Origin of the sequence: Streptomyces sp. NPDC014882 (genome assembly GCF_043081325.1) — a bacterium.
In the GTDB taxonomy this organism is placed as follows: Bacteria; Actinomycetota; Actinomycetes; order Streptomycetales; family Streptomycetaceae; genus Streptomyces.
Map to the genome: position 1 here is coordinate 1 of NZ_JBIBWL010000024.1, position 24369 is coordinate 24369.

General features: G+C 68.9%; 25 protein-coding genes and 2 pseudogenes. 12 read left to right on the forward strand and 15 right to left on the reverse strand.

Going from position 1 to position 24369, the window contains the following annotated elements; genetic code table 11:
• Positions 1–348 precede the first annotated feature (348 nt).
• Entirely contained in the window at positions 349–543 is a 195-nt protein-coding gene (locus ACF09K_RS33485; protein ID WP_392249112.1) for a hypothetical protein, read from the reverse strand.
• 315 nt (positions 544–858) lie between these two features.
• Here ACF09K_RS33485 and ACF09K_RS33490 point away from each other — a divergent pair, with 315 nt between their 5' ends.
• The 3 genes from ACF09K_RS33490 to ACF09K_RS33500 are packed head-to-tail and all read left to right on the forward strand — an operon-like array spanning position 859 to position 4422.
• Positions 859–1173, forward strand: a complete 315-nt coding sequence (locus ACF09K_RS33490; RefSeq protein WP_392249113.1) for an ankyrin repeat domain-containing protein — start codon at positions 859–861, stop codon at positions 1171–1173.
• A complete protein-coding gene (locus tag ACF09K_RS33495) occupies positions 1163–1639 on the forward strand; it encodes a hypothetical protein (RefSeq protein ID WP_392249114.1) in 477 nt (158 codons plus the stop codon). Before ACF09K_RS33490 ends, ACF09K_RS33495 begins: the two co-directional genes overlap by 11 nt.
• Positions 1636–4422, forward strand: a complete 2787-nt coding sequence (locus ACF09K_RS33500; protein WP_392249115.1) for a Helicase associated domain protein — start codon at positions 1636–1638, stop codon at positions 4420–4422. The genes ACF09K_RS33495 and ACF09K_RS33500 overlap by 4 nt, the downstream gene beginning before the upstream one ends.
• A gap of 164 nt (positions 4423–4586) precedes the next feature.
• Here the strand turns inward: ACF09K_RS33500 and ACF09K_RS33505 are convergent, their stop codons facing one another.
• Positions 4587–5594, reverse strand: coding sequence for a DUF4238 domain-containing protein (locus ACF09K_RS33505; protein WP_392249116.1), 1008 nt, complete (start codon positions 5592–5594; stop codon positions 4587–4589).
• A 161-nt stretch (positions 5595–5755) separates the two neighbouring features.
• The gene (locus tag ACF09K_RS33510) at positions 5756–6220 is read right to left on the reverse strand and encodes a hypothetical protein (RefSeq protein WP_392249117.1); all 465 of its coding nucleotides are present in this window, start codon (positions 6218–6220) and stop codon (positions 5756–5758) included.
• A 561-nt stretch (positions 6221–6781) separates the two neighbouring features.
• Here ACF09K_RS33510 and ACF09K_RS33515 point away from each other — a divergent pair.
• Positions 6782–8275, forward strand: coding sequence for a PIN domain-containing protein (locus ACF09K_RS33515; RefSeq protein WP_392249156.1), 1494 nt, complete (start codon positions 6782–6784; stop codon positions 8273–8275).
• A gap of 191 nt (positions 8276–8466) precedes the next feature.
• On the opposite strand, the gene ACF09K_RS33520 is transcribed toward ACF09K_RS33515, so the two are convergent.
• From ACF09K_RS33520 to ACF09K_RS33535, 4 genes are all read right to left on the reverse strand, one after another.
• Positions 8467–9186 carry a hypothetical protein gene (locus ACF09K_RS33520; protein WP_392249118.1) on the reverse strand — a complete coding sequence of 240 codons (720 nt, stop codon included), beginning with the start codon at positions 9184–9186 and terminating at the stop codon, positions 8467–8469.
• 49 nt (positions 9187–9235) lie between these two features.
• Positions 9236–9580 (reverse strand): hypothetical protein, encoded by a 345-nt coding sequence (locus ACF09K_RS33525; RefSeq protein WP_392249119.1) that lies wholly within the window; start codon positions 9578–9580, stop codon positions 9236–9238.
• 243 nt (positions 9581–9823) lie between these two features.
• Positions 9824–10432: a hypothetical protein gene (locus tag ACF09K_RS33530; RefSeq protein WP_392249120.1), complete on the reverse strand. Its 609-nt coding sequence runs from the start codon at positions 10430–10432 to the stop codon at positions 9824–9826.
• A gap of 85 nt (positions 10433–10517) precedes the next feature.
• Positions 10518–10865 carry a hypothetical protein gene (locus tag ACF09K_RS33535; RefSeq protein WP_392249157.1) on the reverse strand — a complete coding sequence of 116 codons (348 nt, stop codon included), beginning with the start codon at positions 10863–10865 and terminating at the stop codon, positions 10518–10520.
• A 1043-nt stretch (positions 10866–11908) separates the two neighbouring features.
• Between ACF09K_RS33535 and ACF09K_RS33540 the strand changes: the two genes are divergently transcribed.
• The gene (locus tag ACF09K_RS33540; protein WP_392249121.1) at positions 11909–12160 is read left to right on the forward strand and encodes a hypothetical protein; all 252 of its coding nucleotides are present in this window, start codon (positions 11909–11911) and stop codon (positions 12158–12160) included.
• Between the two features lie 302 nt (positions 12161–12462).
• Here the strand turns inward: ACF09K_RS33540 and ACF09K_RS33545 are convergent, their stop codons facing one another.
• Positions 12463–13344, reverse strand: coding sequence for an arylamine N-acetyltransferase (locus ACF09K_RS33545; protein WP_392249122.1), 882 nt, complete (start codon positions 13342–13344; stop codon positions 12463–12465).
• A gap of 183 nt (positions 13345–13527) precedes the next feature.
• Positions 13528–14556, reverse strand: a complete 1029-nt coding sequence (locus ACF09K_RS33550; RefSeq protein WP_392249123.1) for a recombinase family protein — start codon at positions 14554–14556, stop codon at positions 13528–13530.
• A 257-nt stretch (positions 14557–14813) separates the two neighbouring features.
• Here ACF09K_RS33550 and ACF09K_RS33555 point away from each other — a divergent pair, with 257 nt between their 5' ends.
• Entirely contained in the window at positions 14814–15911 is a 1098-nt protein-coding gene (locus ACF09K_RS33555; RefSeq protein WP_392249158.1) for a MerR family DNA-binding transcriptional regulator, read from the forward strand.
• A gap of 59 nt (positions 15912–15970) precedes the next feature.
• Here the strand turns inward: ACF09K_RS33555 and ACF09K_RS33560 are convergent.
• Together ACF09K_RS33560 and ACF09K_RS33565 are read right to left on the reverse strand one after the other, a co-directional pair.
• A pseudogene (locus ACF09K_RS33560) lies at positions 15971–16252 on the reverse strand (Tn3 family transposase); the annotation flags it as partial.
• A gap of 98 nt (positions 16253–16350) precedes the next feature.
• A complete protein-coding gene (locus ACF09K_RS33565) occupies positions 16351–16830 on the reverse strand; it encodes a nuclear transport factor 2 family protein (protein ID WP_392249124.1) in 480 nt (159 codons plus the stop codon).
• A 210-nt stretch (positions 16831–17040) separates the two neighbouring features.
• Here ACF09K_RS33565 and ACF09K_RS33570 point away from each other — a divergent pair, with 210 nt between their 5' ends.
• A complete protein-coding gene (locus tag ACF09K_RS33570; protein ID WP_392249125.1) occupies positions 17041–17814 on the forward strand; it encodes a transposase in 774 nt (257 codons plus the stop codon).
• 212 nt (positions 17815–18026) lie between these two features.
• Here the strand turns inward: ACF09K_RS33570 and ACF09K_RS33575 are convergent, their stop codons facing one another.
• Positions 18027–19211, reverse strand: coding sequence for a serine hydrolase domain-containing protein (locus ACF09K_RS33575; RefSeq protein WP_392249126.1), 1185 nt, complete (start codon positions 19209–19211; stop codon positions 18027–18029).
• Between the two features lie 370 nt (positions 19212–19581).
• Between ACF09K_RS33575 and ACF09K_RS33580 the strand changes: the two genes are divergently transcribed.
• The 4 genes from ACF09K_RS33580 (at position 19582) to ACF09K_RS33595 (ending at position 21918) form a co-directional block, all read left to right on the forward strand.
• The gene (locus ACF09K_RS33580; RefSeq protein ID WP_392249127.1) at positions 19582–19887 is read left to right on the forward strand and encodes a hypothetical protein; all 306 of its coding nucleotides are present in this window, start codon (positions 19582–19584) and stop codon (positions 19885–19887) included.
• A gap of 42 nt (positions 19888–19929) precedes the next feature.
• Positions 19930–20406: a hypothetical protein gene (locus ACF09K_RS33585; RefSeq protein ID WP_392249128.1), complete on the forward strand. Its 477-nt coding sequence runs from the start codon at positions 19930–19932 to the stop codon at positions 20404–20406.
• 401 nt (positions 20407–20807) lie between these two features.
• Positions 20808–21467, forward strand: a complete 660-nt coding sequence (locus ACF09K_RS33590) for a hypothetical protein (RefSeq protein ID WP_392249129.1) — start codon at positions 20808–20810, stop codon at positions 21465–21467.
• Between the two features lie 82 nt (positions 21468–21549).
• Entirely contained in the window at positions 21550–21918 is a 369-nt protein-coding gene (locus ACF09K_RS33595) for a peptidoglycan-binding protein (RefSeq protein ID WP_392249130.1), read from the forward strand.
• A 40-nt stretch (positions 21919–21958) separates the two neighbouring features.
• Here the strand turns inward: ACF09K_RS33595 and ACF09K_RS33600 are convergent, their stop codons facing one another.
• Together ACF09K_RS33600 and ACF09K_RS33605 are read right to left on the reverse strand one after the other, a co-directional pair.
• Positions 21959–22603 carry a response regulator gene (locus ACF09K_RS33600; RefSeq protein ID WP_392249131.1) on the reverse strand — a complete coding sequence of 215 codons (645 nt, stop codon included), beginning with the start codon at positions 22601–22603 and terminating at the stop codon, positions 21959–21961.
• Entirely contained in the window at positions 22594–22890 is a 297-nt protein-coding gene (locus ACF09K_RS33605; RefSeq protein ID WP_392249132.1) for a sensor histidine kinase, read from the reverse strand. The genes ACF09K_RS33600 and ACF09K_RS33605 overlap by 10 nt, the downstream gene beginning before the upstream one ends.
• Positions 22891–23170: 280 nt before the next feature.
• Here ACF09K_RS33605 and ACF09K_RS33610 point away from each other — a divergent pair, with 280 nt between their 5' ends.
• Positions 23171–23578 carry a hypothetical protein gene (locus ACF09K_RS33610; RefSeq protein ID WP_392249133.1) on the forward strand — a complete coding sequence of 136 codons (408 nt, stop codon included), beginning with the start codon at positions 23171–23173 and terminating at the stop codon, positions 23576–23578.
• 587 nt (positions 23579–24165) lie between these two features.
• Here the strand turns inward: ACF09K_RS33610 and ACF09K_RS33615 are convergent.
• A pseudogene (locus tag ACF09K_RS33615) lies at positions 24166–24249 on the reverse strand (transposase); the annotation flags it as partial.
• Positions 24250–24369 lie beyond the last annotated feature (120 nt).

The following is a 24369-nucleotide window of genomic DNA, read 5'->3' on the forward strand; positions in this document are numbered from 1 at the left end:
CCCGCGGAGCGGGTACCACATCGCTGCGCGATGTGCAAGCGAACACCCGCGCTGCGCGCGGGTGTTGCGCTCCCGCTCCGCGGGAGCGCTGGCGGGACGCTGCGCGTCCCGCTCACCGTGCCTGCTTTGCAGGCACGGTGATGCTCCGTTCGCTGCGCTCTCGGAGCTGCGGGGGCTGCGCCCCCTTGGGGTCTTTCGCTTCGCTCCAGACTCCAGGGCGGGTCCGCTGCGCTCCCCCGCCCTGGAGTCCTTACGGCTGCGCCTTCAGGACTGAAGGCCCGCTGACGCGGGCCTGGCTGGCTGCGAGGGGCGTGGGTACTCTGAGGGTTCTCGCTTCGGGTTGTTCGATCACTTGTGTTCTTGCGGGTGAGTCTGTGTCTCGAACTCACGTCGTACTCCTGCACCTTGGTCTTCGACCAGTCCGGCATCGTCGGGTAGGTCCAGGACGGTGCCGCAGTGCTTGCAGAGTTTCCCGTCTTCGGCCGGCGTACCGCACGCTTTGCAGAATCGGTTGCCCTGGGTGTTTCCGGTCTGGGGGGTCATGGCTCTCTCCTTGAAGTGGTGGATGGTGATGGGTGGGGAGTACCCGTGATGTAAGGGTTGATTCTCTGTGAGGTCTTGGCTGTGTTGATTTGATGCAGCATGTAGTGTTGGCGTAAGGCGGGGGCACCCGGTGGCAGGGTTCAGGGGACGGACGTATCAACCGGCGCGTTGTGCCCGTGGTCCGTCTGCTGCTCTGACGGTCATGACCTGGCCGGGTCGATGGAGAAGGGGAAGGGCGCAATGGGTCCCGATGTACTGAGGCCGGACTTCTCTGCTGAGGTGGAGTCGTGGACACCGGCGCACGAAGCCGTGGAGATGAGTGACTACGAGACCCTCGCCGTGCTCCTGGACTCCGAGGCCGACCCGAACGAGGTGTGCTTCGGCCTCACGCTGCTGACTCATGCGATCGACCTGGAAGGGGACAGTCATCTGCAGTCGGGGCATCCCCTGCACACGGCAGGCACGGCGCTGCTGTTGGCCTATGGTGCCGACCCGCGCTTGCCGGCTGCCGATGGGCGGACTCCGCTGCAGATCGCCGAGTGCTACGGCCACGAGCCGGCCAAGCGGCTGCTCCAGCACTTCCTTGGCCTCGCAGCGGAGGGAACTCCAGGGAGTGCGCGTGGCAAATGATCGCGGGTCTTCGCCCTTCGGCTCGGGTTCCGTTTACAGCGACGCCCTGATCTACGTGGATGCGGTGGCCGCCTCGCGGGTCGTGGGCCGGCTTCGGGAGGCCCTCGGCCTCGAGGACGACGGTCCGGAGCTGACCGTCGGGCCAGTGCGCATGGCCGGCGAGCACAACGACTACGCCACAGGCCGGCGCGCCCACCCCTTCGACTTCCTTCAATGGCCGACCGTGCTCGAGTGCGAGGCCCCCGCAGCAGCACCGGCCGAGGTGGTGCAGGCCGTCACGGCTGCGCTCGAAGCGCTGTGGCGCTGCGGCTTCAAAGCCGTAGCCACCTGCGACTTCGAGGACGAGTTGCCCGCGCGCGGCGGGATCGACCGGTACCCGCTACCTGCTTCTGCCTCCACCGGGCCCGCGGCTTCTTCTAGCTCGTGGTGGAGGAATCTGATGTCCCCCGGAAAAAGAAAGAGATGAGTTCCGTGATCAGCCTCCGGGAACATCAGGTGACCCAAAAGAAAGCAATTCGAGAATGGGTCAAATTCTTTGCAAGATCATCTGTCCTCGCACGGGGGGCGCGAGGCACACTGGTGTCTGCCACCGGATCAGGTAAGACGATCACCACCGCCGCGAGCGCCCTTGAGTGCTTCCCGGGCGGGCGGATCCTCGTCACCGTACCGACCCTGGACCTGCTCGTGCAGACCGCCCAGGCGTGGCGCCTTGTGGGGCACCGGGCCCCGATGGTTGCGGTGTGCTCACTGGAGAATGACGCGGTGCTGAACGAGCTGGGGGTGCGCACCACCACCAACCCGATCCAGCTCGCCTTGTGGGCCGGGCACGGGCCGGTCATCGTGTTCGCCACGTACGCCTCTCTCGTGGACCGCGAGGACTTCGAGGACACAACGGGCCAGGGACGCGTTCGCGGGCCGCTGGAGGCCGCTCTGGCGGGCGGAGAGCGGCTGTACGGCCAGCGCATGGACGGTTTTTCGCTCGCCATCATCGATGAGGCCCACTCAACCGCAGGCGATCTTGGCAGGCCATGGGCAGCGATCCACGACAACACCCGCATCTCCGCTGACTTCCGGCTCTACCTCACCGCCACCCCACGCATCCTCGCCTCGCCCCGGCCACAGAAGGGGACGGCCGGCCAGGAGCTGGAAATCGCGAGCATGGCCGACGACCCGGAGGGCACCTACGGCGCATGGCTCCCCGGAGCGGAGCTCGGGCTCTCGGAGGCGATCGAGCGCGAGATCCTCGCCGGGTTCGAGATCGACGTACTCGAGATCCACGACCCCTCCCCCGCCCTCGGGGAATCCGAGGAAGCCCGGCGGGGCCGGCGCCTGGCACTCCTGCAGACCGCACTCCTAGAACACGCCGCCGCGTACAACCTGCGTACGGTCATGACCTTCCACCAGAAAGTCGAGGAAGCCGCCGCGTTCGCAGAGAAGCTGCCCGAGACCGCCGCCGCGCTGTACGTCAACGACGCCACCGACGCCGGCCTGGCCGCCGCCGACAAGCTCCCTGCGTCGTCGATCGACGCCGGATTCTACGAACTCGAGGCCGGCCGCCACGTACCCCCGGACCGGGTGTGGTCGGCATGGCTGTGCGGCGACCACCTCGTGTCCGAACGGCGCGAGGTGCTGCGGCAGTTCGCCAACGGCATCGACGCGGCCGGCCGCCGGGTGCACCGGGCGTTCCTCGCCAGCGTTCGCGTGCTCGGGGAGGGCGTCGACATCACCGGCGAACGGGGTGTAGAAGCCGTCTGCTTCGCGGACACCCGCGGCTCCCAGGTCGAGATCGTGCAGAACATCGGCCGCGCGCTCAGGCTGAACCGCGACGGCTCCACGAAGGTCGCTCGCATCATCGTGCCGGTGTTCCTGGAGCCCGGCGAGGACCCCACTGACATGGTCGCCTCCGCCAGCTTCAAGCCGCTCGTGGCGGTGCTCCAGGGCCTGCGCTCGCATGATGAGCGCCTGGTCGAGCAGCTCGCCTCCCGCGCCCTCACCCACGGGCAGCGCAAGGTCCACCTCCAGCGCGATGAGGACGGGCGGATCGTCGGGGCCGGCGGAGAGGGCAACGGCGAGGACCAGGAGCAGGACGACACCGACGCCGCTGCCGAGTCCGCCCTGCTCCACTTCTCCAGCCCGCGCGACGCCGCGACCATCGCGGCCTTCCTGCGCACCCGGGTCTACCGGCCGGAGTCGCTGGTGTGGCTGGAGGGCTACCAGGCCCTGATCCGCTGGCGGAAGGAGAACGAGATCACCGGCGTCTACGCCGTCCCCTACGACGTCGAGGTCGAAGTCGGAGCGACGAAGGCGTTTCCACTTGGGCGATGGGTCCACCAGCAGCGCAAAGCGCTGCGGGCCGGGGAACTGGAGGACCGGCGCAAGGTCCTCCTCGAAGCGCCGGAGGCCGGGATGGTCTGGGAACCCGGCGAGGAAGCGTGGGAGAACAAGCTCGCCGCGCTCCGCTCGTACCGGCGGGCAACCGGGCACCTCGCGCCGCGGCAGGATGCCGTGTGGGGAGAGGGCGAGGCGATGGTCCCGGTCGGCCAGCACATGGCGAACCTCCGCCGGAAGGGCGGTCTGGGCAAGGACCCGGAGCGGGCCGCCGCACGCGCGGCGCAGCTGACGGAGATCGACCCGGACTGGAACTGCCCCTGGCCGCTCAACTGGCAGCGCCACTACCGCCACCTCGCCGACCTCGCGGAAGACGAGCCTGGTGGTGTACTGCCCGACCTCCAGCCCGGCGTGCGCATGGACGGCGACGACATCGGCAAGTGGCTCCAACAGCAGAAACAACCAGGCACCTGGGCACGGCTCCTGCCCGAGCAGCAGGAACGGCTGACCGCGCTGGGCATCGTGCCGCTCGAGACGCCCTCTCCCGCCCCGGCCACCAAGAGGGCGACGAAGGGGCAGAGCAAGGCATCGCAGGCGTTCCAACGCGGGCTGGCGGCCCTCACGCAGTGGATCCAGCGCGAGGGCGCCCACAAGGTAGTACCGAGAGAACACGTCGAACGCGTCGTCATCGACGGCCAGGAACACCACCACAAGCTCGGCGTATGGGTCTCCAACACCAAGACCCGTCGTGACAAACTCACCGCCGAACAGCGGGCAGCGCTTGCTGGGCTGGGCGTGGAGTGGGCGGGCGTGGTGCCGGCCGTCGAGACCGCTCCGGAACCGCCGACCCCGCAGCCCGCGCCGACGGCGACCCCGACGAAGCGGCGGGTGCGGGAGCACCACGAGGAGTGCGACGGGTAGCTGTACGAAGGCGGTACGTGCACCTGCGACCTCATCGAGCAGCTCGGACCGCCCTCCGATCGGGAGGGCTACGGGGACGACTTCTGACCGCTCCTGTGCAGCCGTGAGACCCCTGGCCCTGTGCGGGCCCGGGGTCTCATGCCGCCGAAGCTGACTGTCCGGTCCTAGCCGCCCAGTTTCCTAACCAGCTGCGCAAGTCTTTGATGAGCGATCGGCGCATGACTCATCGGCTGCTCAGGTCCCTGTTCCGCGGCTAGGGAGATCGTGATGGAGGGAGGACGCAAGGACGGGGGCTCCGCCAACAATGTCGCGCCCTTCGGCCAGGAGTGCTCCGGATGCCGGTAGATGGCGTCATGGCACAGGGCCAGGGCCCCACGGTTTGCCCTGCCGGCTTTCTTCGGCGTGAGCTGTCGGTCAGCATGGCGTTCAGGTCGCTGCGTAAGGACCAGCAGAAGGTGAGGGGCCAGTGGTGCAAGCAGTTCTGCATCCTCAGGCAGCACCGGCGGATAGGGGGAAAATGCGCCATCCGCCTGTTTCACCACGACTCCACCATCAGCCAGGAGAAGGAGCGGACGGTCGGCGCGCAGCAGAACCATCTGCCAGTTCGCCAGTTCCTGCTCCAGCTGATCAGCGGTTCTAAGCTGCTGACGCAGGTCGCGCCGCGGATCGAGAAGCCCCTCCAGGGCGGGAGGGTTGCGCATGATGCTTTCGATGACGCGCTTGCGGTCCCGAGGCGAGAGGGGCTGATCGGCCTTCTCGTCCATGTAACTCGCGATCTCGCTCGCGGTGATGAGCGGCAGCAGGTGGTCTTCCACGTGCTTGCCCAGCTTGCGGAACGCCTGCGAGCGAGCCAGTTGATGCGCCAGGAGACGGACCAGCGCAGATTCATCGTCCCGCTCCACTGGCCAGCAGCCCGCGCGTATGGCCTGGAGGGCTGTGCCACCAGGCCCTTCGATCTCGACAGCCAGGAACCTCTCGACCTCCTGGCCGTCTTCCCCTTGCTCCGGCATGGGATTGCTGTAGAACTGGCCGATCACCGTGGCGTCCACGACTGAGATGGGAAAGTCATGGCTGGCTGCTCTGCGTCTGCCGGTGAGGAGCCCGTTTCGTGCGAAGCCCTCCAGCCACGTTTGCGGAAGCAGGTGGTGGCGCCTGGACACGTTGTTTCCCATAGCGGCCAAGGTAAGTGGACACGGCGGCCAGGACTAGAAAGTTTCGTCGCGTTCGGAACCGGCATCGTGACGGCGTAAGCCTCCGAGGTCCTTCCGCCCGCCCGCGTCCCGCACCGTCCGGAAGGGCGGTGTAGGACGCGGGCGTTCTTCTCGCGTGCCGCTCACGTGTGCCCGGCAGCCGGCTCCCACAGGAGGCGGGCACGTCCGGTCCCGCTGCAGTGGAAGCACAGGCCGCTTCCCGACGTGCTGCGGGCGCCGACGGTGCCGGCGGCGTGACGGAAGAGCCGGGTAAGGCCCACCATGTGGGCCTCGTGGAGCGGGAGCTCCTGCCGTCTGCCGAGGGTGACCTCCAGCGCGACGCCGGGGCCGGTGAAGTGGGCCTGCATGCCCCCGGTGACCGCGCGGAGCGTCTCGTTCACCTCGCGCATCGACTCCGCGCCGGACAACTGCACGCGGGCCGCGAGGACGGTGTCGTCGGCCGCGGCGAAGGACAGCAGCCCGGCCGGGCGGGCGAGCGGCCCGACGCGGCCCACGATGTCGGGATGGGTGTGATGGAGCTGGGCCAGGGCGTGCCACAGGTCGCCCGGCAGATCCTGGAGCGCGGTCTCTTCTCGGCTACGTCTCATACAGCCCTGTGTAGGGCCTCCTCGGGCCGTGCCCGCTGGGTGGGCCCGCCCGTCCCGCGCGGTGGCACGGGGACTTCGGTGCCTGTTCCGCGCGACGGGCAGCCCGCCCCACGCCGTGTGAGAGGAGAAGGACACCTCCCCTGCCCCTACAGGGAAGGTGTCGGCGGCCAGATCGACTGACCCACGGCCCCTGGCCTGCGCAGACGCGGGACCGACTTGGTAAGGCGTGCAACCCGTGACGCAACCGGCGGCGCAGCCTACCGCGCAACCGATGGCGCAACCTGAGCCGTACGCGCACCAGGCGCCGGGTCAGTACCCGGGCACAGCGGGCGCGGCAAGGCCGGCCCTTTGCGTCAGACGCCGTGGTGAGTGACCCAAGCAATGACCCTCGCAGGTCACAGCAGTGCGGGGCGGGCTGCGCCAAGGCCGGGGGTGAGCGTGATGGTAAGCCTGTGGTGAGTGCCGTCGGCGGCCCTCACCACAGGCTCGGGGCACCGTTCCGGGTTGCGGATCCGACCTAGAGCCGGTGGGGAGTCGCACGAGATGATGCCTGTCAGCACAATGGAGGCACGGTTGATCATCTTTGATACGAACGCGGTGAACCTTCTCCCCCCGTCCGGTCCTCGGGCCGACATCATCCGCAAGCTGCGGCAGTCGGGCCATCACAAGGTGGCCGTACCGTGGATGGTCATGGAGGAGCTGGTCGCCCACCAGACGAAGCACTACCCCGACAAGTACCGAACTGTCGTGAACACCCTGGCGAAGCTGAACGAAGCACTGCCATGGGAGTTGGAGAGCTCCCTGGAGCCGCTCGATCTGGAACGTCTCGTTGCACACTGGCGCAGCGCGTACGAGGAGATCTTCGAGGTCATCGACACCAGCGGGGAGGCCGCCCGCAGGGCTCTGTCGCGAGAGGCCATGGCCCTTCCGCCGGCGAAGGCGACCAAGGACCGGTCGGAGGGCGGCCGTGACGCGGCGGTCTGGTTCTCCATCCTCGAGTACATGAGGGAAAACCCGGACGAGGAAGTCTGTTTCGTCACGAACAACACCAAGGACTTCGGCGACGGGGTCACCTATCCCTATCCGATGAACGAGGACGTACGCGGTCTGGAGGGCCGGCTCAATCGGCTCACCGACTTCAACGCGGTCGTCTCGAAGTTCACCAAGGAGGTGTCCGGTCAGGACGCCGAAGCAGCCGCCGAGGAGCTGCTGAAGTCGCTGTCCGTCCGCAAGCGGGTGGCACAGACCGCGGTCGAGGTACTCAGCTCGCCGATCGGATTCATCGGCCTGGACAGCTCCGAAGCTTCCGTGCAGTGGCGCCAGTGGCTGGCCTCTCCCGAAGCCGAGCTGCTGAGCATCACGAACGTCCTCGGCCACGAGATCGAGGACAGCATCTGGTACACGGCCAACACCCGATGGCTGCTGTACGGGGCAGCCGTCAACGGCGACAGCGAGGACGTGCGGTACGTGTCGTGCGTCTGGGAGATGAAGGTCCTCTTCTCCGCGAACGACGGGGACGAGGCGCCGACCCTGCTGACCCCCGGCGAGCCCGCGCTCCCGGACACGGCGGACGCGCGGTGCATGGAGATCCTGAAGAAGCTGAAGGCAAGAGCTGCCCGCATGGCGCAGGTCGTGCGCAACCAGATGTTCCACTCTTCCGGTGGCAACCTGTTCGCCGATGTCATGCCCACACTCGATGTCGCCAGCGCCCTGACCCGCAGCCTCTCCGGCGTGGTCCCCCCGGTCGATCTGGGCTTCTTCGAGCAGATCAGAGCGTCAATGCCCACGCTCGACATCGCCAGCGTGCTGCCCAAGCCCGACTTCAGCGGGCTGGTCCCCCCGATGGACTTCAGTTACCTCGTACCAAAGGTCGACTACAGCGGCCTCTTCCCGCAGACAGACCTCAACCAGATCGCAGCAGCAGCGCTGGCAGCGGGAATCCAAACCACTGACACAGACGACGATGACGAAGATGCCTTCAACTCCGACGTCGACGACAGCTCGGATCCGAAGGCCGAACCAAGCGACACAGACACCCCGGACACAGACGACTGACGGGTCGGGTCGTCCTGGCACAGCGCCGACCGAAGCCACGAACCACCGGTTCCCTTACGGCCCTGTGCAGGACCTGCGGTGGGCTGGCGCCGTTAGATCGGCCAGCCCGTCCCGCCCGGTGACGCGGTGACTTCGAGACCGGCCCCGCTGTGCGGCCTGGCGGCTGCCGACCGCACAGCGGGCTTGCACGGTCAGGTCCGCCGGCGGAACCAGCCGCGGCCCCTCTCCGGCTCGCGACCGTCCTGCGGCTCCGACGGCGCGGCGGCCGCGAGGCGGGCGGCTTCGGCGGCGGCCTCCTGGCGGGCGACATCGTCGGCGCGACACAGACCGCACACCGCCCTGTCCCCGGCCCGGACGGCGGTCCGGTGCACGGTGATCTCTTCCCATCGCTCGTCGCTGAACTTCCGCCCGCACCGCGTGCACACCGGGCGCTGCGCCTCTCGCTCGGCGGCCCGGCGCTGCTTGTCCTCCTCGTCGGCGCGGGCTTCCTGGGCGCGGTAGAGGGCGTGGCCGTCGGGGTTGTCGAGCGCGTCCGTCAGCGTCTGCTCCCCGGTCCGTCCCAGGCGCCGCCACACCGCCGCCCCGGCGCCGTGCTCCTGGAGCTTTTCCAGGGTGGTGACGACGACGGGGACCGCCTGGCGGTAGTCGAGCGCGGTGATGGCCTTCTCGTAGAGGGAGTCGTACCGGCGCGGCGCCCAGTAGCGGCGGCCGGCCTCCTCCGGCGCGGCGACCGTGTGGGCGACCTTGGCCTCGGTGGTGTCGGCGAACACGAACGCGAGGGGGACCAGGCCCTCGCGGCCGGTGGGCGGGTAGACGCGGCGCCACAGCCGCTTGTCGTGGTCGACGTGCTCGATCGCGTCCGGCCGACATCTGCGCGTCTGTCCAGGGGCAGGCAGCAGTGCTGCTCCCACAGCAAAGACGGGCGGCGCGGTTCGGAAGATTCTTTCGTCATAGGAGGCATCATGCCCGTGCCTCACCGGTTTGGGGCTCGGCGCCTCCGGCCTTGAGGTCAGCTGGCGGAGTTCTATGCTGCGGCTCGGGCCCGGGCGAGGGCGAGTCGGCAGGATTCGGTACGTCGCCGAAGTCGACCCCGGCCTCGGCCCCCGGCATGTGGGTCTGTGGGATGAACGCGTTCAGCGGCCCGCGTTCCGCCTCGATCCGTATCTGCGGCCGGCGAGCAGCGAGATGAGCCCGCACCATCGGACAGGTCACCTCCACCGCACCGTGCTCGTCCAGCAGCCGGTCGAAGATCCGCTTGACGGTATGCCGCTGCTTGCGCGGCGCGTCCGGATCCGCCCACAGCATCTGGTCGATGGCCGGCTTGAAGGCGTCGAGCCACGCTTGCGGGGCGGCAGCGTCTTGCGGGGCTCCGGCCAGACGGCCTCCATGGCGCCTCCACCGTCCGGAATCCCACCTCGCACTTGCGCTGCACGGCCCGGCTCGGCATCCCCGCCCGGACATCACGGCGGATCGCCGCGAACAGATCGACCTTCGACTTCGGACTTTCCGCGAACACCGGATGGTGTCGTCACCGATCGACAACCGGTGTCAGGACTCGTCGATAAAGCCAGGCAAGTCCCCACGCAACAAGGCGGTCACCAGGGGACAGAGCATCGAACGCCGCTGACGCACGGCGCGAGACGGCGCCCCTCTTGCCCGCATGCGGGACAGCATGAGACCCCGAGCCTCTGTAGCTCGGGGTCGAGGTCTCTCGGTGTTCTGGAACACCCGGGCAGCTGGTCGATGAGGACCACTCCGGCGCCGAACGCAGCCGTCATCCGGGCGCGTTCGGGCGAGTTGCCCGGTGGCGCAGACGATGGCCAGGCCGGTGCCGCGCCGTCCCGCCGGCGGCTTCGGCAGCCCTGCCACGAACATTGCAAGATCGGACGCTTGAGGCGGCGCCTGCTCATGCAGAAACCGCTGGTAGTGGTCAGTGACGAGACGGCGCAGATCTGCCTCGGCCGGCTCATCACCCGTGAGCTCAAGGGTGACCTGATGTGGCTCACCCGTCATGCGCAACGGTCTGGCCAGAGCATCGAACCCGCAGACGTACTCATCGGGCATCTCCCACCATGCCTCGGCGAAGGCTCGGTCTTGGAGGACATACATGTAGTAATCGTCATCGAAGAGGATCACGGGGCCGATCGGCATAGTCACTCGTGGAGTATTGCGCACCCTGCAGGTCAGATACATGCCTCGGTAAACCTGAGCTCCAGGTCAATACGGCCAAATGAGATGACGTCTAAATGCCGTGTCCGTAACCGGGGTGGGGAGGTTGGCGGGGAGTCCACCACTCCAGAAGTCCCCACACTCCAAGGGCGAGCGCGGCCAGGGCGGCGAGTGTCGCAATCCAGGGACGGCCCACCCAGCGGGTTGTCATCACCCAGGCCAGAAGCGGAACCAGAGCACCGCCGAGCAGAACGAGCGGGAGATCGATGACGAGCACGCTCAGATCACGGGCATGCCCCTCGAACCCACCCTCGACATTGACCGCAGCCCGGGGTGCCCACGCAAGGGCGGCAGTGGCCGCGCCCAAGCCGGCAAGGAGGCATCCGACGGCGCCGGTGCTGGTGCCTGAAGAGGGGTTCATGTCCTGTCCAGTAGATGTGCGCTCTTGTCGGCGACAGACGCCGGTGGCAGGGCGCGCGGTTCCGCCTGCACGGTCAAGCGCTTGCTTCGGCTCCTGCGCGCCCACCCTGTCGTCGGCCAAGCCGGTAGTGCCGGGCAGGGGCGTTGCCGGGGCGCCGACGGGCGGCGGTGGGGCGGGGCGGGTGAGGGGCTCAGCGAGGAAGTGCAGGTGGTTGAGGACAGCCGACTGGTCACCGCCGAGGCCGGTACCGGTGCGCCACACGAAGCTCAGCAGACCGGACCACGCCCGGCCGGCGAACTCCGCCGCGTCGGGAACCTGGGAGACGGGGGCAGGCAGGGCGCGGCTCAGCGTGAGAGCGGCGAGAGCGGCCTTGGCCACCCCGGTGGGAAAGGCGCCGGAGTGGCGAGCGGCGTTCGCGGCGGCGAGGTAGAACGCGGCAAGCTCCGGCCGGGCCAGAACGGCGAGCACATGGGGGACGTCGGCGGTCCAGGCAGCGGGGGCGGCCGCCATGAGACGCAGCAGCACGATCGCGTAGCCGACGGCGCCCGCTTCCGGGGCGAAGACAAGGGCGGCGACCGCGAGCGGGCCGGCCTAGGCGGCCGGCTCCCGCAGATCCCCAACGGCGACATTGGTGTGATGGCGCGAGTGCGGGCGGACGGCGGTCCACGGGGCGTGCCGACCGGCCCCCACTGGCGCAGCGCGGCCAGCAGCAGCGCGAAGCCGGCCAGCAGCGGCACGAGGAGGACCGGCGACCAGGCCCAGACACGTAACCAGGAGGCGAGCAGTTCGTCCCGGCAACCGGCCTCGTCCATGCCGGCGGCGGGCAGGACCTGGTCGATCTCCTCGACGGCGGAGGCCGGACCGAGTACCGCCTGCGCCCGATGATGCAGGCCGACAGCCCGCTCGGACGGGCAGGCATCCGACACGAGGGCGGCCAGCCAGGCGCCTACCGGGGTCGGGCAGCCGGCCAACAGCCGCACCGCGGCCTCGCCCGCCCGACCCCACCACTCCCCCACGTCCGCAGCGTCGGTGTCGGCAGGTGGGTGGGCGGCAAGCACCCGGTCGTGCAAGTGCTGATCCGCAGCAGCGATCCGCAGCCAGGCCCGCAGCCGCTCGGCGAGCGGGAGGTCGACCGCGGCGTCCACCGCGACGAGGTCGAGGACCACGCAGGCCAGGAACGGGCCCATCTCAAACACCAGGCCCAGGAAAACTCTCCCGTCCAGAACGCGGACCTCATCCAGGTCAACGAAAGCCTGCCAAGACTGCCGGACGGACGCCGCGATGACACGGCCTGATCACGCAACCAGCTAACTGACAAAGCCGCAGGCCAGATCCCCGCTCCCAGCCGCACCCACAAGCACTGCAACCACTGACACCCCCACTCACCGCCACACCACAAACTGATCAGTACAGGCCAGAGCACCAACTACAGATCAGAAAAACCGCTCCTGGACACGAACTGCTCTCCGCCATCGGCATGCGCTGGTAGTGATGGGCGTCGTCGTTACCGGGGTCGCCGCGCTCGCGGCGAGCTATCTTCTCGGGCGGCTGTGTCCGTGGCAGCGCCTGGGCGACTGAGCGGCTGATCAGAGCCGCTTCACCGGGGCGTGGGTTCGGGGCGGTGCCGGACAAAGTCCAGTTCCCTTAGCCGGGTCACCAGCAGGCTGGCTTCCTCAGGGTCCGTGCGGATCCCGAAGACGTCGTCGAGCAGCTTGGGCACCTCGTGCGGCACGACGGTTTCCGTCACCCGGTCCCGGCCCGGGCGTTCCGTCGTCCAGACCAGCGCGTCGAGCGTGTCGTACCGGTCCGTGCCCCGCCGCTGTATGTACGGGCGGGTGACGAACGGGGAGTGGTCATGCGTGGCCACGAAGTGGTTGCCGACCGCATAGTCGACGGGGTATTGGGGGGTTTCGGTGAAGACCTGCCGCACCACCCAGCCTTCTGACCCTTTCGAATCGCCCCTGCGATGGTGCACCGCCCAGCCTGGGGAGCCGTGAGTGATGTCCTGCCAGCGCAGTAGGTACGGCCACGGGTCCGCTTGGCTGCGGCCGCCGTCGACCAGTTCGATGGGCTCCAGAGGGCTGTCGCCGAAGCCGATGTCGTTCAGCCAGCGTGTGCCGTCCAGGTCCACGATCAGCATCGCGTGGGTCGCTGGGCGGGGGTTGGTGGAGTCCGCGCCCAGCTGCACCCGGCCGGAGACGGCGGTGAAGCGGAACCCGATCTTCTCCAGCGCGGCGGCGAAGAGCACGACGTGCTCGTAGCAATAACCGCCCCGGCTCCGGCGTACTAGCTTGTCCTGGACCGAGGGCACGTCGAGCCGCACCTGGCGGTATAGGAAGCTGTCGAGGGTGTCCCAGCGCACGGTCAGCACGTGTGCGCGCTGCAGGGCGCTCAGCGTCTCGAGAGTGGGCGTCCGGTCGCCCTCGTACCCGAGGCGGGCGAGGTAGGCGTCGAGGTCGAGGTGTTCGCTGCTCCACATGTTCGGGTCAACTTCATGGTTCTCGGCAGCTATTCCCTGTCCGGGGCGTCTGGCGATCGGACAACTCCACCACCAGGGGCCGTTGCGTGATCACGTTTCGTCCGGAGTGCTGTGCTGGCCCCGACGTTGGAGGAGAGATCCGGGTGTGAGTAGTTGCGGTACAGGAAGTGTCGCTGAGATCGATCATGGTCCGGCCGGTGTCGGGGTGAGCGGGTCGTCCGGGCGTCGGATGCGGACTCGGCGGGAGCGGGGGATGTCGTCGGCGTCCTGGAGGTCGGCGAAGTCCGCGTGCGCTTGGGCGACGGCTTCGGGGTACGCCTTCTGCTTCTCGTGCTCGGCGAGCGCCCGGTAGATGCTCGCGACGCTGGGGGCCTGCCCCTTGCGCTTGCCGGTGGGGATGATCAGGTCGGGCTGGATCTGCTCGACCGACTCCCCGTTCGCCCGGCGCCGGAGCACGGTGTGCAGCATGTCCTCGGTGATGACGGGCGGCCGGCCGCCGTGTTTGCCCTTGCGGGCTGCCGCGTCGAGTCCTTCGAGGGTCGACTCCCGGATGTTCTCCCGCTCGGTCTCCGCCATCGCGGCGAAGAACGCGAACAGCAGGCGGCCGGGCCCGCTGGGGTCGTACATCCCGGGCAGGGGTCCGGCAAGCATCTCCAGGACCAGGCCGTAAGCGGTGAGGTGGTCGGCGAGCGCGGTGAGTTCCGCGGCGTCCCGCCCGAGGCGCTTCATCTCGTACACGGTGAAGATGACCCGGCAGTGCGGGGCGTGGGCCTTGATCTGGCGGGCCAGCGCGAGCGCGGCCTCGAACTGGGGGCGGACCCGGACCCGGGTGCTGATCTTCTCGGAGAACACCTTGTCACGGTCGATGCCGTGCTTGGCGAGGGCGTCGAGCTGGGACTGGAGTTCCTGGGTGAGCGTCGAGCAGCGGGCGTACCCGATGCGGATGTCAGCGCTCGGGGTGTCCGGGGCGAGGGCGAGCGGGACCGGGGTACCGGGGCGCCACGGCTGGCCGGGCCCGCGGTCGGCGGGGGTGGGCACGCGTAGGAGCTTGGCGAGTCGGGGCACCTTGGTGAAGCGGCCGGTGTGGTAGGTGCCGGCGACCGCGCCGGAGCGCGAGCGGCACGGCGAGCCGGGTTCGGCCCGGCAGCGCGGGCAGGGGTGGCGCTCGACGTCGTCCGTGTCGCTCGAAGAAGCCTCTTGAGGGCCCGTCATGCTCCGGATGCTGTCACAAACCATTCTCAGAAGTGCTCCGGAATCACCTTTGCGTGAGAACGGGTTCTGCGAACCGGAACGACACTTCACGCCCGCCGGACCACCGCTTTTGATCTTGCTCGGGCAAAGGGCCGTTTCTGACAGTAACGCGGCGTGCGGCTACGGCTCCGCGTCGGCTCTTGCGGGTCATGAGTGCGGCTCTTGACCCTCACGTGACGTCAGGCTGCATAGTCGGTGCCGTGGAAGATCACTGGACCGTGGGGCGCGTGGCCGAACTGGCCGGCGTGAGCGTCCGCACGCTGCATCACTATGACGAGATCGGGCTCGTGCGTCCGTCGGCGCGAACCGCGGGTGGGTACCGGGCCTACTCAGCGGGTGACGTCGAGCGGCTGAGGGAAGTGCTGGCCTACCGGCGGCTGGGCTTCGGGTTGCGGGAGGTTGCGGAACTGGTCGGCGACTCGTCCACCGACGCGGTCGCGCACCTGCGCCGACTGCGTGGCCTGCTGGTGGAGCGGCGTGATCGTGCTGACGCCATGGTGGCGGCCATTGACAGGGAACTTGAGGCACGGGCGAGGGGACTGATGGTGACACCGGAGGAGCAACTGGGGATGCTTGGTGCACGGCTGTACGACGCGATCGGCGGCGCTTACACGGCGACGCGGCGTACCGAGCCGCGGATCGCAGCGCAGATCTCGGACGCGCTCGGGGACGCGCGGACGGTGCTGAATGTCGGTGCCGGCACCGGCTCCTACGAGCCGACTGATCGCGAGGTGACCGCGGTGGAGCCGTCGGAGGTCATGCGGCGTCAGCGGCCTGCCGGCTCGGCGCCGTGCGTGGCCGCCGCCGCGGAGAGCCTGCCGTTCGGGGACCACTCCTTCGACGTCGCGATGGCCGTCTCCACTGTTCACCACTGGGGGGACCCGATAGCGGGGCTGCGCGAGATGCGGCGCGTGGCCCGCCGCGTGGTGGTGCTGACGTTCGACACGGACGAGCCCGGATGGCAGGACCGGTTCTGGCTTACCCGCGACTACCTGCCCGAGTTCGCCACCGTCCTCGCAGAATTTCCCTCACTTGCGGGGATGGCCGACGCGATCGGCGCCCGCGCTGAGCCGGTGCCCATCCCCTGGGACTGCACTGACGGCCTGTTCGAGGCGTACTGGCGCAGACCGGGGGCGTATCTGGAGGAGCACGTCCGCCGTGCGATGTCGGTGTGGACGAGGGTCGGGCCGGATGCCGAGCAGCGGGCAGTGCGAAGCCTCCGCGACGACCTCGACTCCGGCCGGTGGGCCGAGCGCAACAGTGATCTCGCCCACCTCGACACGGCAGACCTCGGCCTCCGCCTGCTCATAGCTTGAATGGGCACCGCTCCGGACTGACCCGGGTTACTCCTCCTCGTCACCGTCCTCGGGCGCGTGACGTGCGAGAGCCGCGAGCGGGTCAGCGCCTTGTTGCTCGGGTCGATGACCGGGGTCAGCCCGATGTTGCAGCTCTGGGAGACCAACAGAGCGACCAGGGAGACGAGCAGACCCTCCATGCGGGTGCGCCGGTCGGAGACGTGCCTGAAGGAGTCGAGGAACCCGGTCCAGGAGTGGACCTCGAACAGCAGGTTCGGCAGGTCGATCCTGGGCAGCATCGCCTCCGTGGTGGCCTTCAGCCAGGTCAGCGACTCCGGCTCGCCCACCGCGCCGAGCTTGTCCCCGAGATCGGCCACGTCCTTCGCGCCTGCTTCGGCTGACCCTCACCGATCACCAGGGTCCGGCGACCTGAGGTCGCCGGACCAGGAAAGCGGTGTCGTCAGGCGGGTGATCCATCCGCGACGGGGAGCCGTTCCGTTCCGCCGCCGAAGGGAAGGAAGACAGTGCGGCTGGCGAGGAACCAGGCGCCGTCGATCTTCCGGAAGATGTCCTCGTAGTGGCCGACGTTCGCCGGGAGCCTGGGCTCGATCATTCCACCCGAGTAGCCATCGACCCGGTATGTCGTCAGATACGAGACCGCCCGCGCTGTCGCCTCGGACTCCACCGTGACCAGGATGTTCGTCATCAGACGGCGCGACAGCCTGTCCGCCGGGCGAGAGGCGAAGTAGGCGCGCAGGGCCTCGCGCCCCTCGATGCGCCGGTCCCCGAAAGGCCAGTCCCAGACACCATCGGGCGTGAACAGCTCGGCCACCGAACTTGGCTCGCCGAGGTCAAGGCGGTGGATGAAGTCCACAATGATGCGCTCGCAGGCGCGTTCCGCGAGCATCCGCTCGACCGAGGGCATGACCTTGTCGTCCATACCCCTGTCTATCAGCCCCAACAGGTCCCAGGGCAACGGCTTTTCCGCACCAGCACCGGCAGGACGCGCTCTTCGCTCCCCACCCTCCCCACTCGATTTACCAGCGAACGAACTGAGGCGAAGATCGGCCGTGGGGATTTTCGCGAAGCCTCATCAGAGATGCCTAGAGGTTGTCCCGTAACTGCTGTTCAGGGGTGAGATGATCTTGCCGTGGCTGGTGTGATCACGGCGTCGGAGCCCTCGTGGACAGGTCTGTTCACCGGGCTGAGTCCGCGGCAGTTCAACAAGCTGATCACCGCGCTGCGGCGCGAGGGAGCCGATCCGGTCCGCAAGGGCCGGCCGTGGTCGCTGCCGTTGGAGGACCGGGTGCTGCTGGTGGCCGCGTACTGGCGCACCAACCTCACCCTGCGCCAACTGGCCCCGCTGTTCGGCGTCTCGAAGTCGGCGGCCGACCGGATCGTCTCCCACCTCGGACCGGCTCTCGCGCTCCAGCCCCGACGGCGGTTCCGCAAGGACACCGTGCTCATCGTGGACGGCACACTGGTCCCCACCCGCGACCGGACCGTGGCCGCCTCCAGCAAGAACCACCGCTACTCCACCAACCACCAGGTCGTCATCGACGCCGACACCCGCCTGGTCGTCGCCGTCGGCAAGCCGCTGCCCGGCAACCGCAACGACTGCCGGGCCTGGGAAGACTCCGGCACGAAGACCGCCGCCGGCACCACCCCCACCGTGATCGCCGACGGCGGCTACCGCGGCACCGGCCTGACCATCCCGCACTACCGCCGACACAAGAACGAGGAACTGCCGACCTGGAAGGAGGAGCACAACGCCTCCCACCGCAAGGTCCGCGCCCGCGTCGAGCACACCTTCGCCCGCATGAAGACCTGGAAGATCCCGCGCGACTGCCGACTCAAAGGCGACGGCGTCCACCACGCCATGCCCGGCATCGCCCGCCTGCACAACCTCACCCTCACCGGATGACAGGCAAACGAGCAGGCCAGCCTGCATGCCTCAGAGCTTTTACGGGACAACCTCTAGACGGGCGCGTCGTCAGGGCTGACAGGGGCAGTGTGGACGGTGAAGACGGGCCATCGCCGGGGTGAGCCGAAAAGGGGCCATGAGAGGTAACGGGGTGCGCAGCGCAGGTCTGCGGCACCAGCGGAGCTAACCGCCCACAGCGACGACACCTCCGCTCACCGGGTGTTGGGGCCCCCGGCACACAGTGAGTGTTCGATCAGCGCGCTGGCCGCGTTCTCCTGCTCCAATATGTGCTCCTTGGTGTCGCCGCGGGCCTCGGACATGGAGACCACAGCGCTTCGACGCCCGTCATCGGTGACGCCGTTGAGGGTGATGTAGCCGCCGTCCCCGCCCTCATGGCTCCAGTAGGTTCCCCCGCATCCCAGGGGGCGTTCGACAAGGCCGAGTCCGTATCGGCCGTCCGGCCACAGCTCTTGGACGTCCGCACTCACGACGACGGTCTGCTTCATCTTGGCCAGCTGCCGTGCCGGCAGTAGGCGGCCGTCGAGCAGCGCGCGGAAGAAGCGGTTCTCATCCCGAGTGGTCGTGACCCACGAAAGGTTCGCGTAGTCCACCGGTATCTGGTCGGTGACATCCACCCGGGAACCGGGGCCGAAAAGCTGGTAAGCCTGGGCGTGAGGCCGGGGCAGGGTGGGCGAGGCGCCCATCCACCGGGTCTGGTCGAGGCCCAGCGGGCGCAGGATGCGGTTTTTGATCTCTTGGTGAGCGGGGTGACCGGTCGCCTTCTGGATGATCATGTCGAGCAGGACGTAGCCGGTGTTGGAGTACGCCCAGCCCTTGCCGGGCACGAAGTCCTCAGGCTCATGAGCCATGGCGAGGTCGACCAGCTGCTTGGGTTCGTAGATGATGTGGCGCTGCTGGTAGTACTCCTCAGGCGTGGTGTATCCGGGCAGGGCGTCCCGGATACCGCTGGTGTGCTGGAGCAGGTGGTGGATGGTGACCTGGCTGCCGTCGTTGCCGTTGCCCCGCACCACTCCGGGCAGCCAGTGGTCGACCGTGTCGTCCAGGGACAGTCTGCCCTCGGCCTCCAGTTGGAGGACCACGGTGGCGACCAGCGTCTTGGACGTGCTGGCCATGCGGAAGTAGCCGCTGGAAGATACCGGGCGGCCGGTGTTCAGGTCGGCGGTACCGCTGGTGGCGACCGACTGCCGACCGTCAGGCGCGATCACGCGGGCCTGCACACCGCTCACACCGAGGGCGTGGATCGCCTCGGTGTCCCGACGTAACTGCTCCGCAGGGGAGGGAGCGGCCGGCTGAGCGATGGCGGGGACTACGTCGGCGGCGAGCAGCATAGCGATACCGAATGCCATGACCGGGTGCTTTCTCAGAGTCGAAGTCATGGCTGGACGCTAGTTTCGCCCCCACCGGGGCGCGATCTGGCGCACCCCAAGATCCGAACGGGGGATAACCCCCCAACGCGGGCCGTCGCCAGTCTGGCGTCGATCTGCCGAGCGCGGTGTGACGGTTCGCGAATCCAAAACCACTGAACGGTCCCGCCGTCAGACGGGACCGCTCTCTTGTCGAAGGAGCCTCAACCTTGATCGTTTCCTTAGTCCGGAAAAGGGCCAGCGGTCTTACCGAACTACTTGCCCGAGAACTCCGCGACCGCGGCCGTGAGGTCGTAGTCGAGCACCTGCACGTCCATCTGCCGCGCATCCTCAAGACACCAGCCGGCCCCCGCACCGCCACCACCGAGCAGGAGACCGCGCGATGATCCGTCGCTTCCGCCGCTGCGGCCACGGCCCCGGCGCCCTCACACCCGAGGACCAGGCCGTCGTCGACCAGTTCCGCGCGATGCTCACCGCCCTGCACAACCCCGATCCCTGGACACCCGGCAGCGCCCGTGACATCGCCGTGCGCGTCGGCCCGTTCGTGGAACGCGCGCACACCCGGCCCGGCGACGACCACGACCCCGACATGATCGCCGTCGCCTTGGTCCACTCCGACACCCCGCACGCCGGCGCCTGCCTCCACGGCCGCCAGCTCGGCTACACCGAGCGCGGCTGGCTGCGCTGAGAGACGAGCGCGATCCTCGGCTTCTGGCAGCCCGGCTACGCGATGCTCACCCACGCCGCCGCCGGCCTGCCCCTGCCCGATGACCTCGGCATGGCGCCCACGCACTACGTCCTCTGCGTCGAGGCCCGCAAACGCGACGACAGCCGCGACGGCTACACCCTGCTGCGCGTCGGCCCGTACACCCAGACCCGGCACGTCCAGCAGGACCACGACCGGATCACCGCCGCGCTGGACGGACGGGAGACCACCCTCGTGCCCGGACACCGCGTCTCCGTCCGGTATGCGCCGTTCGACGTCAGCGACCACCGGCTGTTCGCCGACCCGTACGAGGCCGACGCCGTGGCGCACCGCGGACCGGTTCGACTCAGGGGTGGCCCCGATGTGCGCAGTGGTCGCGGTCCGTACGTTGGGCATCACCGGCAGCCGGGCACGAGGGCGGCCGCCGGGAGCCGGGCTTCCGCTGCGGCCGTGGCACCGGACCGGTGCACGGGTGGTGCGGGAGCAGACCGGTGCACATGACCGGGCACGGGCGGTCGCTCCTCACGCGCAGCCGTCACATGTCCGGCCATGACGGCCCCCAACGTTCCAGCGACAGACCGGAGGTACGGCCATGCCAGAGCGGATCGACGCACGTGCGATCGGCGCCGCCACATCGGCGGTTCCGCTCGGTGCCCCGGCATCACGGGCCGTTCCACGCGGGTGCCGGCACGGATTGCCGCACATCGCGCCGTTCCGCCCTGCGGTTCGCACCGCGCCACGGTTTACCGGGCCCGGCGGACCGCGATGTTCCGCGGTGACACGCACCGCCGGATAGCAGGCCCCGCCTGCCCCTCACCCACCGCGCGGCTCTCACCGATCCAGCGCGCCTCATCACCACCACTTCACTTCGGGCACGGCCTCTCACTTCAAGGAGACAGCAGATGCACAACGTCAAGCGCGTCCGGTACGCCGTCACGATGGCGGCCGCCGGGCTGGTCCTGTCGGGCACGGCCATCACCGCCGTGGCGGCCGACTCCTCGTCGGCCACCGCACCGACGGCGACCGCCGCCACCGGCACGCACAGTCCCGGCGTCGCGGCCGCGGGCAGGAGTTACACGTACCTGACGTTCAAGAAGAACTCCGGGAACCCGTCGAACTCCCGGCTGAGCCTGGTCTATGTGAACATGAACAACCCCGACCACCCGCACAGCTACACGGTGAACAGCTGGCGCGCCGGGTCGGGCAACGGCAGCAAGGACACCTGCGCCCGCAACCGGGGCTGGCTGCCCAACGGTGAGTACGCCGTCAAGGCCTTCTACGACCACCACAACGGCGGGTCGCGCGGCGTGAACGGCGTCTCCTGGCTGCTGAGCAACCACAAGTGCCACAGCGGCACATGGCGCACGGACCTGTTCATCCACGGCGAGATGCGCCCCAACGGCACACAGGGCCCGCGCACCGGGGGCGACAGCCCCTACCGCTGGGACGGCAACGGCGACTACAAGTCCAACGGCTGCATCAAGCTCAAGCCGTCCGACATCCGCGAGCTGAAGGGCTACCGCTCCGGCTACCCGAAGCCGACCAGGCTGTTCGTGTCCTGAGGCCCCGGCCCGGTCGCCGGCACACGGTCGGCGACCGGGCACGGCCGGCCGCGCCCGCGACCAGAACACAAGGAGATCGATCGTGAATGCATCCCGCACACTTCTCGCGGCGCTGCTGACCGCCGCCGTACTGACCGGTGCTCCGATGACCGCCGGTGCCGCGTCCGCGTCCTCAGCCGGTGCCCCGTCCTCCGCGGCGGTGGCCTCTGCCAACCGGTGTGCGAAGACCCGGCCGCTCCTCTCCCAGGGCGACCAGGGGACCTGCGTACGGTTCCTGCAGCGCAAGCTCGACGACAACGGCATCGCCACCCGGGTCGACGGCGTCTTCGGCCGGGGCACCGCCCATTCGGTGAAGGACTTCCAACGGGCCTGCGGCTTCCGGGGCAATGAGATCGACGGCCTGGTCGGTCCCCGCACCTGGGTCGGGCTGCTGGACCACTCCTGCGTATGAGCCCGTGAGGGCCGTATGAGCCCTGAGGGCGGGAAGTCGGTCATGCGCGCAGATACGTCAGCACGGCGAGCACCCGGCGGTTCGCGCTGACGTCCGGTTCGAGCCCAAGCTTCGTGAACACGCTCCGGATATGGGTCTCCAGCGTCTTCGCGCTGACCCGTAGCCGCCTGCCGATCTCCTCGTTCGACCAGCCCTCCGCCATCTGCCCCAGTACCTGCCGTTCGCGCGCGGTCAGCGCGTCCAGCGCCCCCTGGGTGCCACGCCGCCGCAGCAGCCGGGAGACTATCTCCGGATCGACCGCCGACTCTCCGGCCGCCACCCGTTTCAGGGCGGCACACAACTCCTCCGGGTCGGCGATCCGCTCCTTCAGCAGATACCCGAACCCCCGGGGGCTGCGGGCGAGCACCTGTACGGCCGCGCTCGTCTCGACGTACTGGGACAGCAGCAGCACGCCGGTGCCCGGGCGGCGGGTCAGGATCGCCTCCGCCGCCCGCACCCCCTCGTCGGTGTGGGTCGGCGGCATACGGATGTCGAGCAGCACCGCGTCCGGCCGCTCGGCCTCGACCAGTGCGAGCAGCCCCTCCGCCGAGCCGGTCTCGCCGACCACCTCGATACCGCAGTCGGCGAGCAGACGTACCAGCCCCCGGCGCAGCAGCACGGAGTCCTCGGCCACGATCACGCGCACGGCAGCTCCACACGGATCCGCGTGCCCCGCCCCCGAGGGCTGTCGACCCGCAGGTCGCCGCCCACCGCGGACACCCGGTCCCGGAGCCCGCTCAGCCCCGTGCCCCGCGAGGGGACCCTGTCCGACGACGGATCGTCCGCACCGCCGACCCCGTCGTCCGTCACCTCGACCACCAGACGGGCGCCGTGGCGCCGGGTGCGGACCTCGATGTGGCGGGCGGCGGCATGCCTGGCCGACTTCGGCGTGCGCGGCTCGCCACTCGTCGCGCATCTGGAACGATCAGTCATGCCTCGGGCCGCACCCGACTCGCCTTCGTTTCGTATCTACGGCCCGTCATACCTGGTGGGACGAGGTGGTGCGGCCCTCTCCGGGTCGGCGGTCCGGTCATTCCGGGCAGCCTCATGCTGCAGCGGGCATGACTCGGGAGACGCGCTCTGCGCCGAAGCGACGCGGCGGACTCCCCTTCGCGCGCCGGCCGCCCAGGACAGGAGGAAGCCCATGCCGAGATTTCGGATGACGTTGAGCCACAGGGGCGCCAGCTCCGCGGTGTCGGACACCGCTTCCCACATGAGCATCGGCACCACTGCGATGGAGATGCCCGAGGCCAGCGCGATCCGCCTGGCTGTCGTCAACCGTCTCCGTCCCTGGGCCGTGGTGGGCGAGAAGGCGCGGCCGCACAGCCAGCCCGTGAGCACCGCCGCGACGAAAAACGGAACGATGATGGACAGGTACGGCCGCTCACCGTCCTCCGATATGAGCGAGGCGAGAATCATGGCGGTGGACAGAAGGCCGAAGCATCCCCACGCGCCACAGGCCGCGCTTGCCTCCGCCGGCTTGGCCGAGGTGGTCGTCGAAGCCTTCGGTGAGCGTGATCGCGTACTGTCCGACGTCGATCGCGTCGGGATGCGTCGCGCCGATCCTGTGGAGCGTCCCCGCCCGGGCACGGCGAGCGGAGGTCTCCGCCCGGTCCAGTAGGTCCGGGTGTGCCGACGTACGTACGTCGTTCTCCCGTTGGGCAGGCGGCGCTTGTGGCCGCGTACCGACACGGGGGTCCTGCGTTTCCTCGCCACTCGGTTCTCCCCGGGCCGGACCACGGTCACGGCTCCTGGTGGAGCCGTTCTCCCCAAGAGGTACTTTATATTGCAACTACTTCGGAGGTGTTCGCAGGTCATGCCCCGTTCGGCACGACCGTGAGGCCGTTTGAGCCACAGAGGGCCAGACGGTTGAGGAGCGTTGTCCGCACGGCCGCCTGCCTCCTGCCAACGCACATGCCGCCGAAAACGGACATGCCAAGGTCATGGATTTCGTTGGGCAACCCGATCAGTGGGTCACATGGTTCGCCTGGTGCGAGAGGGCGTTGACCGATCGTTTCGGAATGAGGTTCGGAGGCGGCGGAGGCAAATGAGGCTGCAGGCCGGTTCGAGCAGGCCCTGGTGGAGGTCGGCGCGTCGTTCGTAGCGGATGCGGAGCCGTTTGAACAGCAGCCCACTACACTCCCGACGATGCCTCTGACCAGGCCAGATAGCGAAACGCTGCTGGAGTACTAAGCAGATGTGACGGTACTCGTAGTCCTTCGACAGGCGGCGGCACCGTCCCAGCCAGGCGAATGTCCGCTCCACCGCCCAACGACGCGGGACCACCGCGAACGGGGGCGCTGCCGGTGGTGGTGCCCCCCACCCGGGCCCGGGTCGAGCAGAAGCTGCCGTCGCGGCGCTGCACGATCTCCACCGTCATATCGGTGGCCTCCAGAGCTGCGGCGTGGAAGT

Bases quoted from the DNA above. Each gene is read 5' to 3' on its own strand.
- ACF09K_RS33550 (WP_392249123.1), bottom strand. From the start codon at position 14,556: ATGACGGGCCCTCAAGAGGCTTCTTCGAGCGACACGGACGACGTCGAG.
- ACF09K_RS33610 (WP_392249133.1), top strand. From the start codon at position 23,171: ATGAGCATCGGCACCACTGCGATGGAGATGCCCGAGGCCAGCGCGATC.
- ACF09K_RS33505 (WP_392249116.1), bottom strand. From the start codon at position 5,594: ATGGGAAACAACGTGTCCAGGCGCCACCACCTGCTTCCGCAAACGTGG.
- ACF09K_RS33535 (WP_392249157.1), bottom strand. From the start codon at position 10,865: ATGAACCCCTCTTCAGGCACCAGCACCGGCGCCGTCGGATGCCTCCTT.
- ACF09K_RS33565 (WP_392249124.1), bottom strand. From the start codon at position 16,830: ATGGACGACAAGGTCATGCCCTCGGTCGAGCGGATGCTCGCGGAACGC.
- ACF09K_RS33525 (WP_392249119.1), bottom strand. From the start codon at position 9,580: ATGCTGTGGGCGGATCCGGACGCGCCGCGCAAGCAGCGGCATACCGTC.
- ACF09K_RS33575 (WP_392249126.1), bottom strand. From the start codon at position 19,211: ATGACTTCGACTCTGAGAAAGCACCCGGTCATGGCATTCGGTATCGCT.
- ACF09K_RS33605 (WP_392249132.1), bottom strand. From the start codon at position 22,890: ATGACTGATCGTTCCAGATGCGCGACGAGTGGCGAGCCGCGCACGCCG.
- ACF09K_RS33485 (WP_392249112.1), bottom strand. From the start codon at position 543: ATGACCCCCCAGACCGGAAACACCCAGGGCAACCGATTCTGCAAAGCG.
- ACF09K_RS33490 (WP_392249113.1), top strand. From the start codon at position 859: ATGAGTGACTACGAGACCCTCGCCGTGCTCCTGGACTCCGAGGCCGAC.
- ACF09K_RS33515 (WP_392249156.1), top strand. From the start codon at position 6,782: ATGGAGGCACGGTTGATCATCTTTGATACGAACGCGGTGAACCTTCTC.
- ACF09K_RS33585 (WP_392249128.1), top strand. From the start codon at position 19,930: ATGCTCACCCACGCCGCCGCCGGCCTGCCCCTGCCCGATGACCTCGGC.
- ACF09K_RS33545 (WP_392249122.1), bottom strand. From the start codon at position 13,344: ATGTGGAGCAGCGAACACCTCGACCTCGACGCCTACCTCGCCCGCCTC.
- ACF09K_RS33510 (WP_392249117.1), bottom strand. From the start codon at position 6,220: ATGAGACGTAGCCGAGAAGAGACCGCGCTCCAGGATCTGCCGGGCGAC.
- ACF09K_RS33590 (WP_392249129.1), top strand. From the start codon at position 20,808: ATGCACAACGTCAAGCGCGTCCGGTACGCCGTCACGATGGCGGCCGCC.
- ACF09K_RS33500 (WP_392249115.1), top strand. From the start codon at position 1,636: ATGAGTTCCGTGATCAGCCTCCGGGAACATCAGGTGACCCAAAAGAAA.
- ACF09K_RS33580 (WP_392249127.1), top strand. From the start codon at position 19,582: ATGATCCGTCGCTTCCGCCGCTGCGGCCACGGCCCCGGCGCCCTCACA.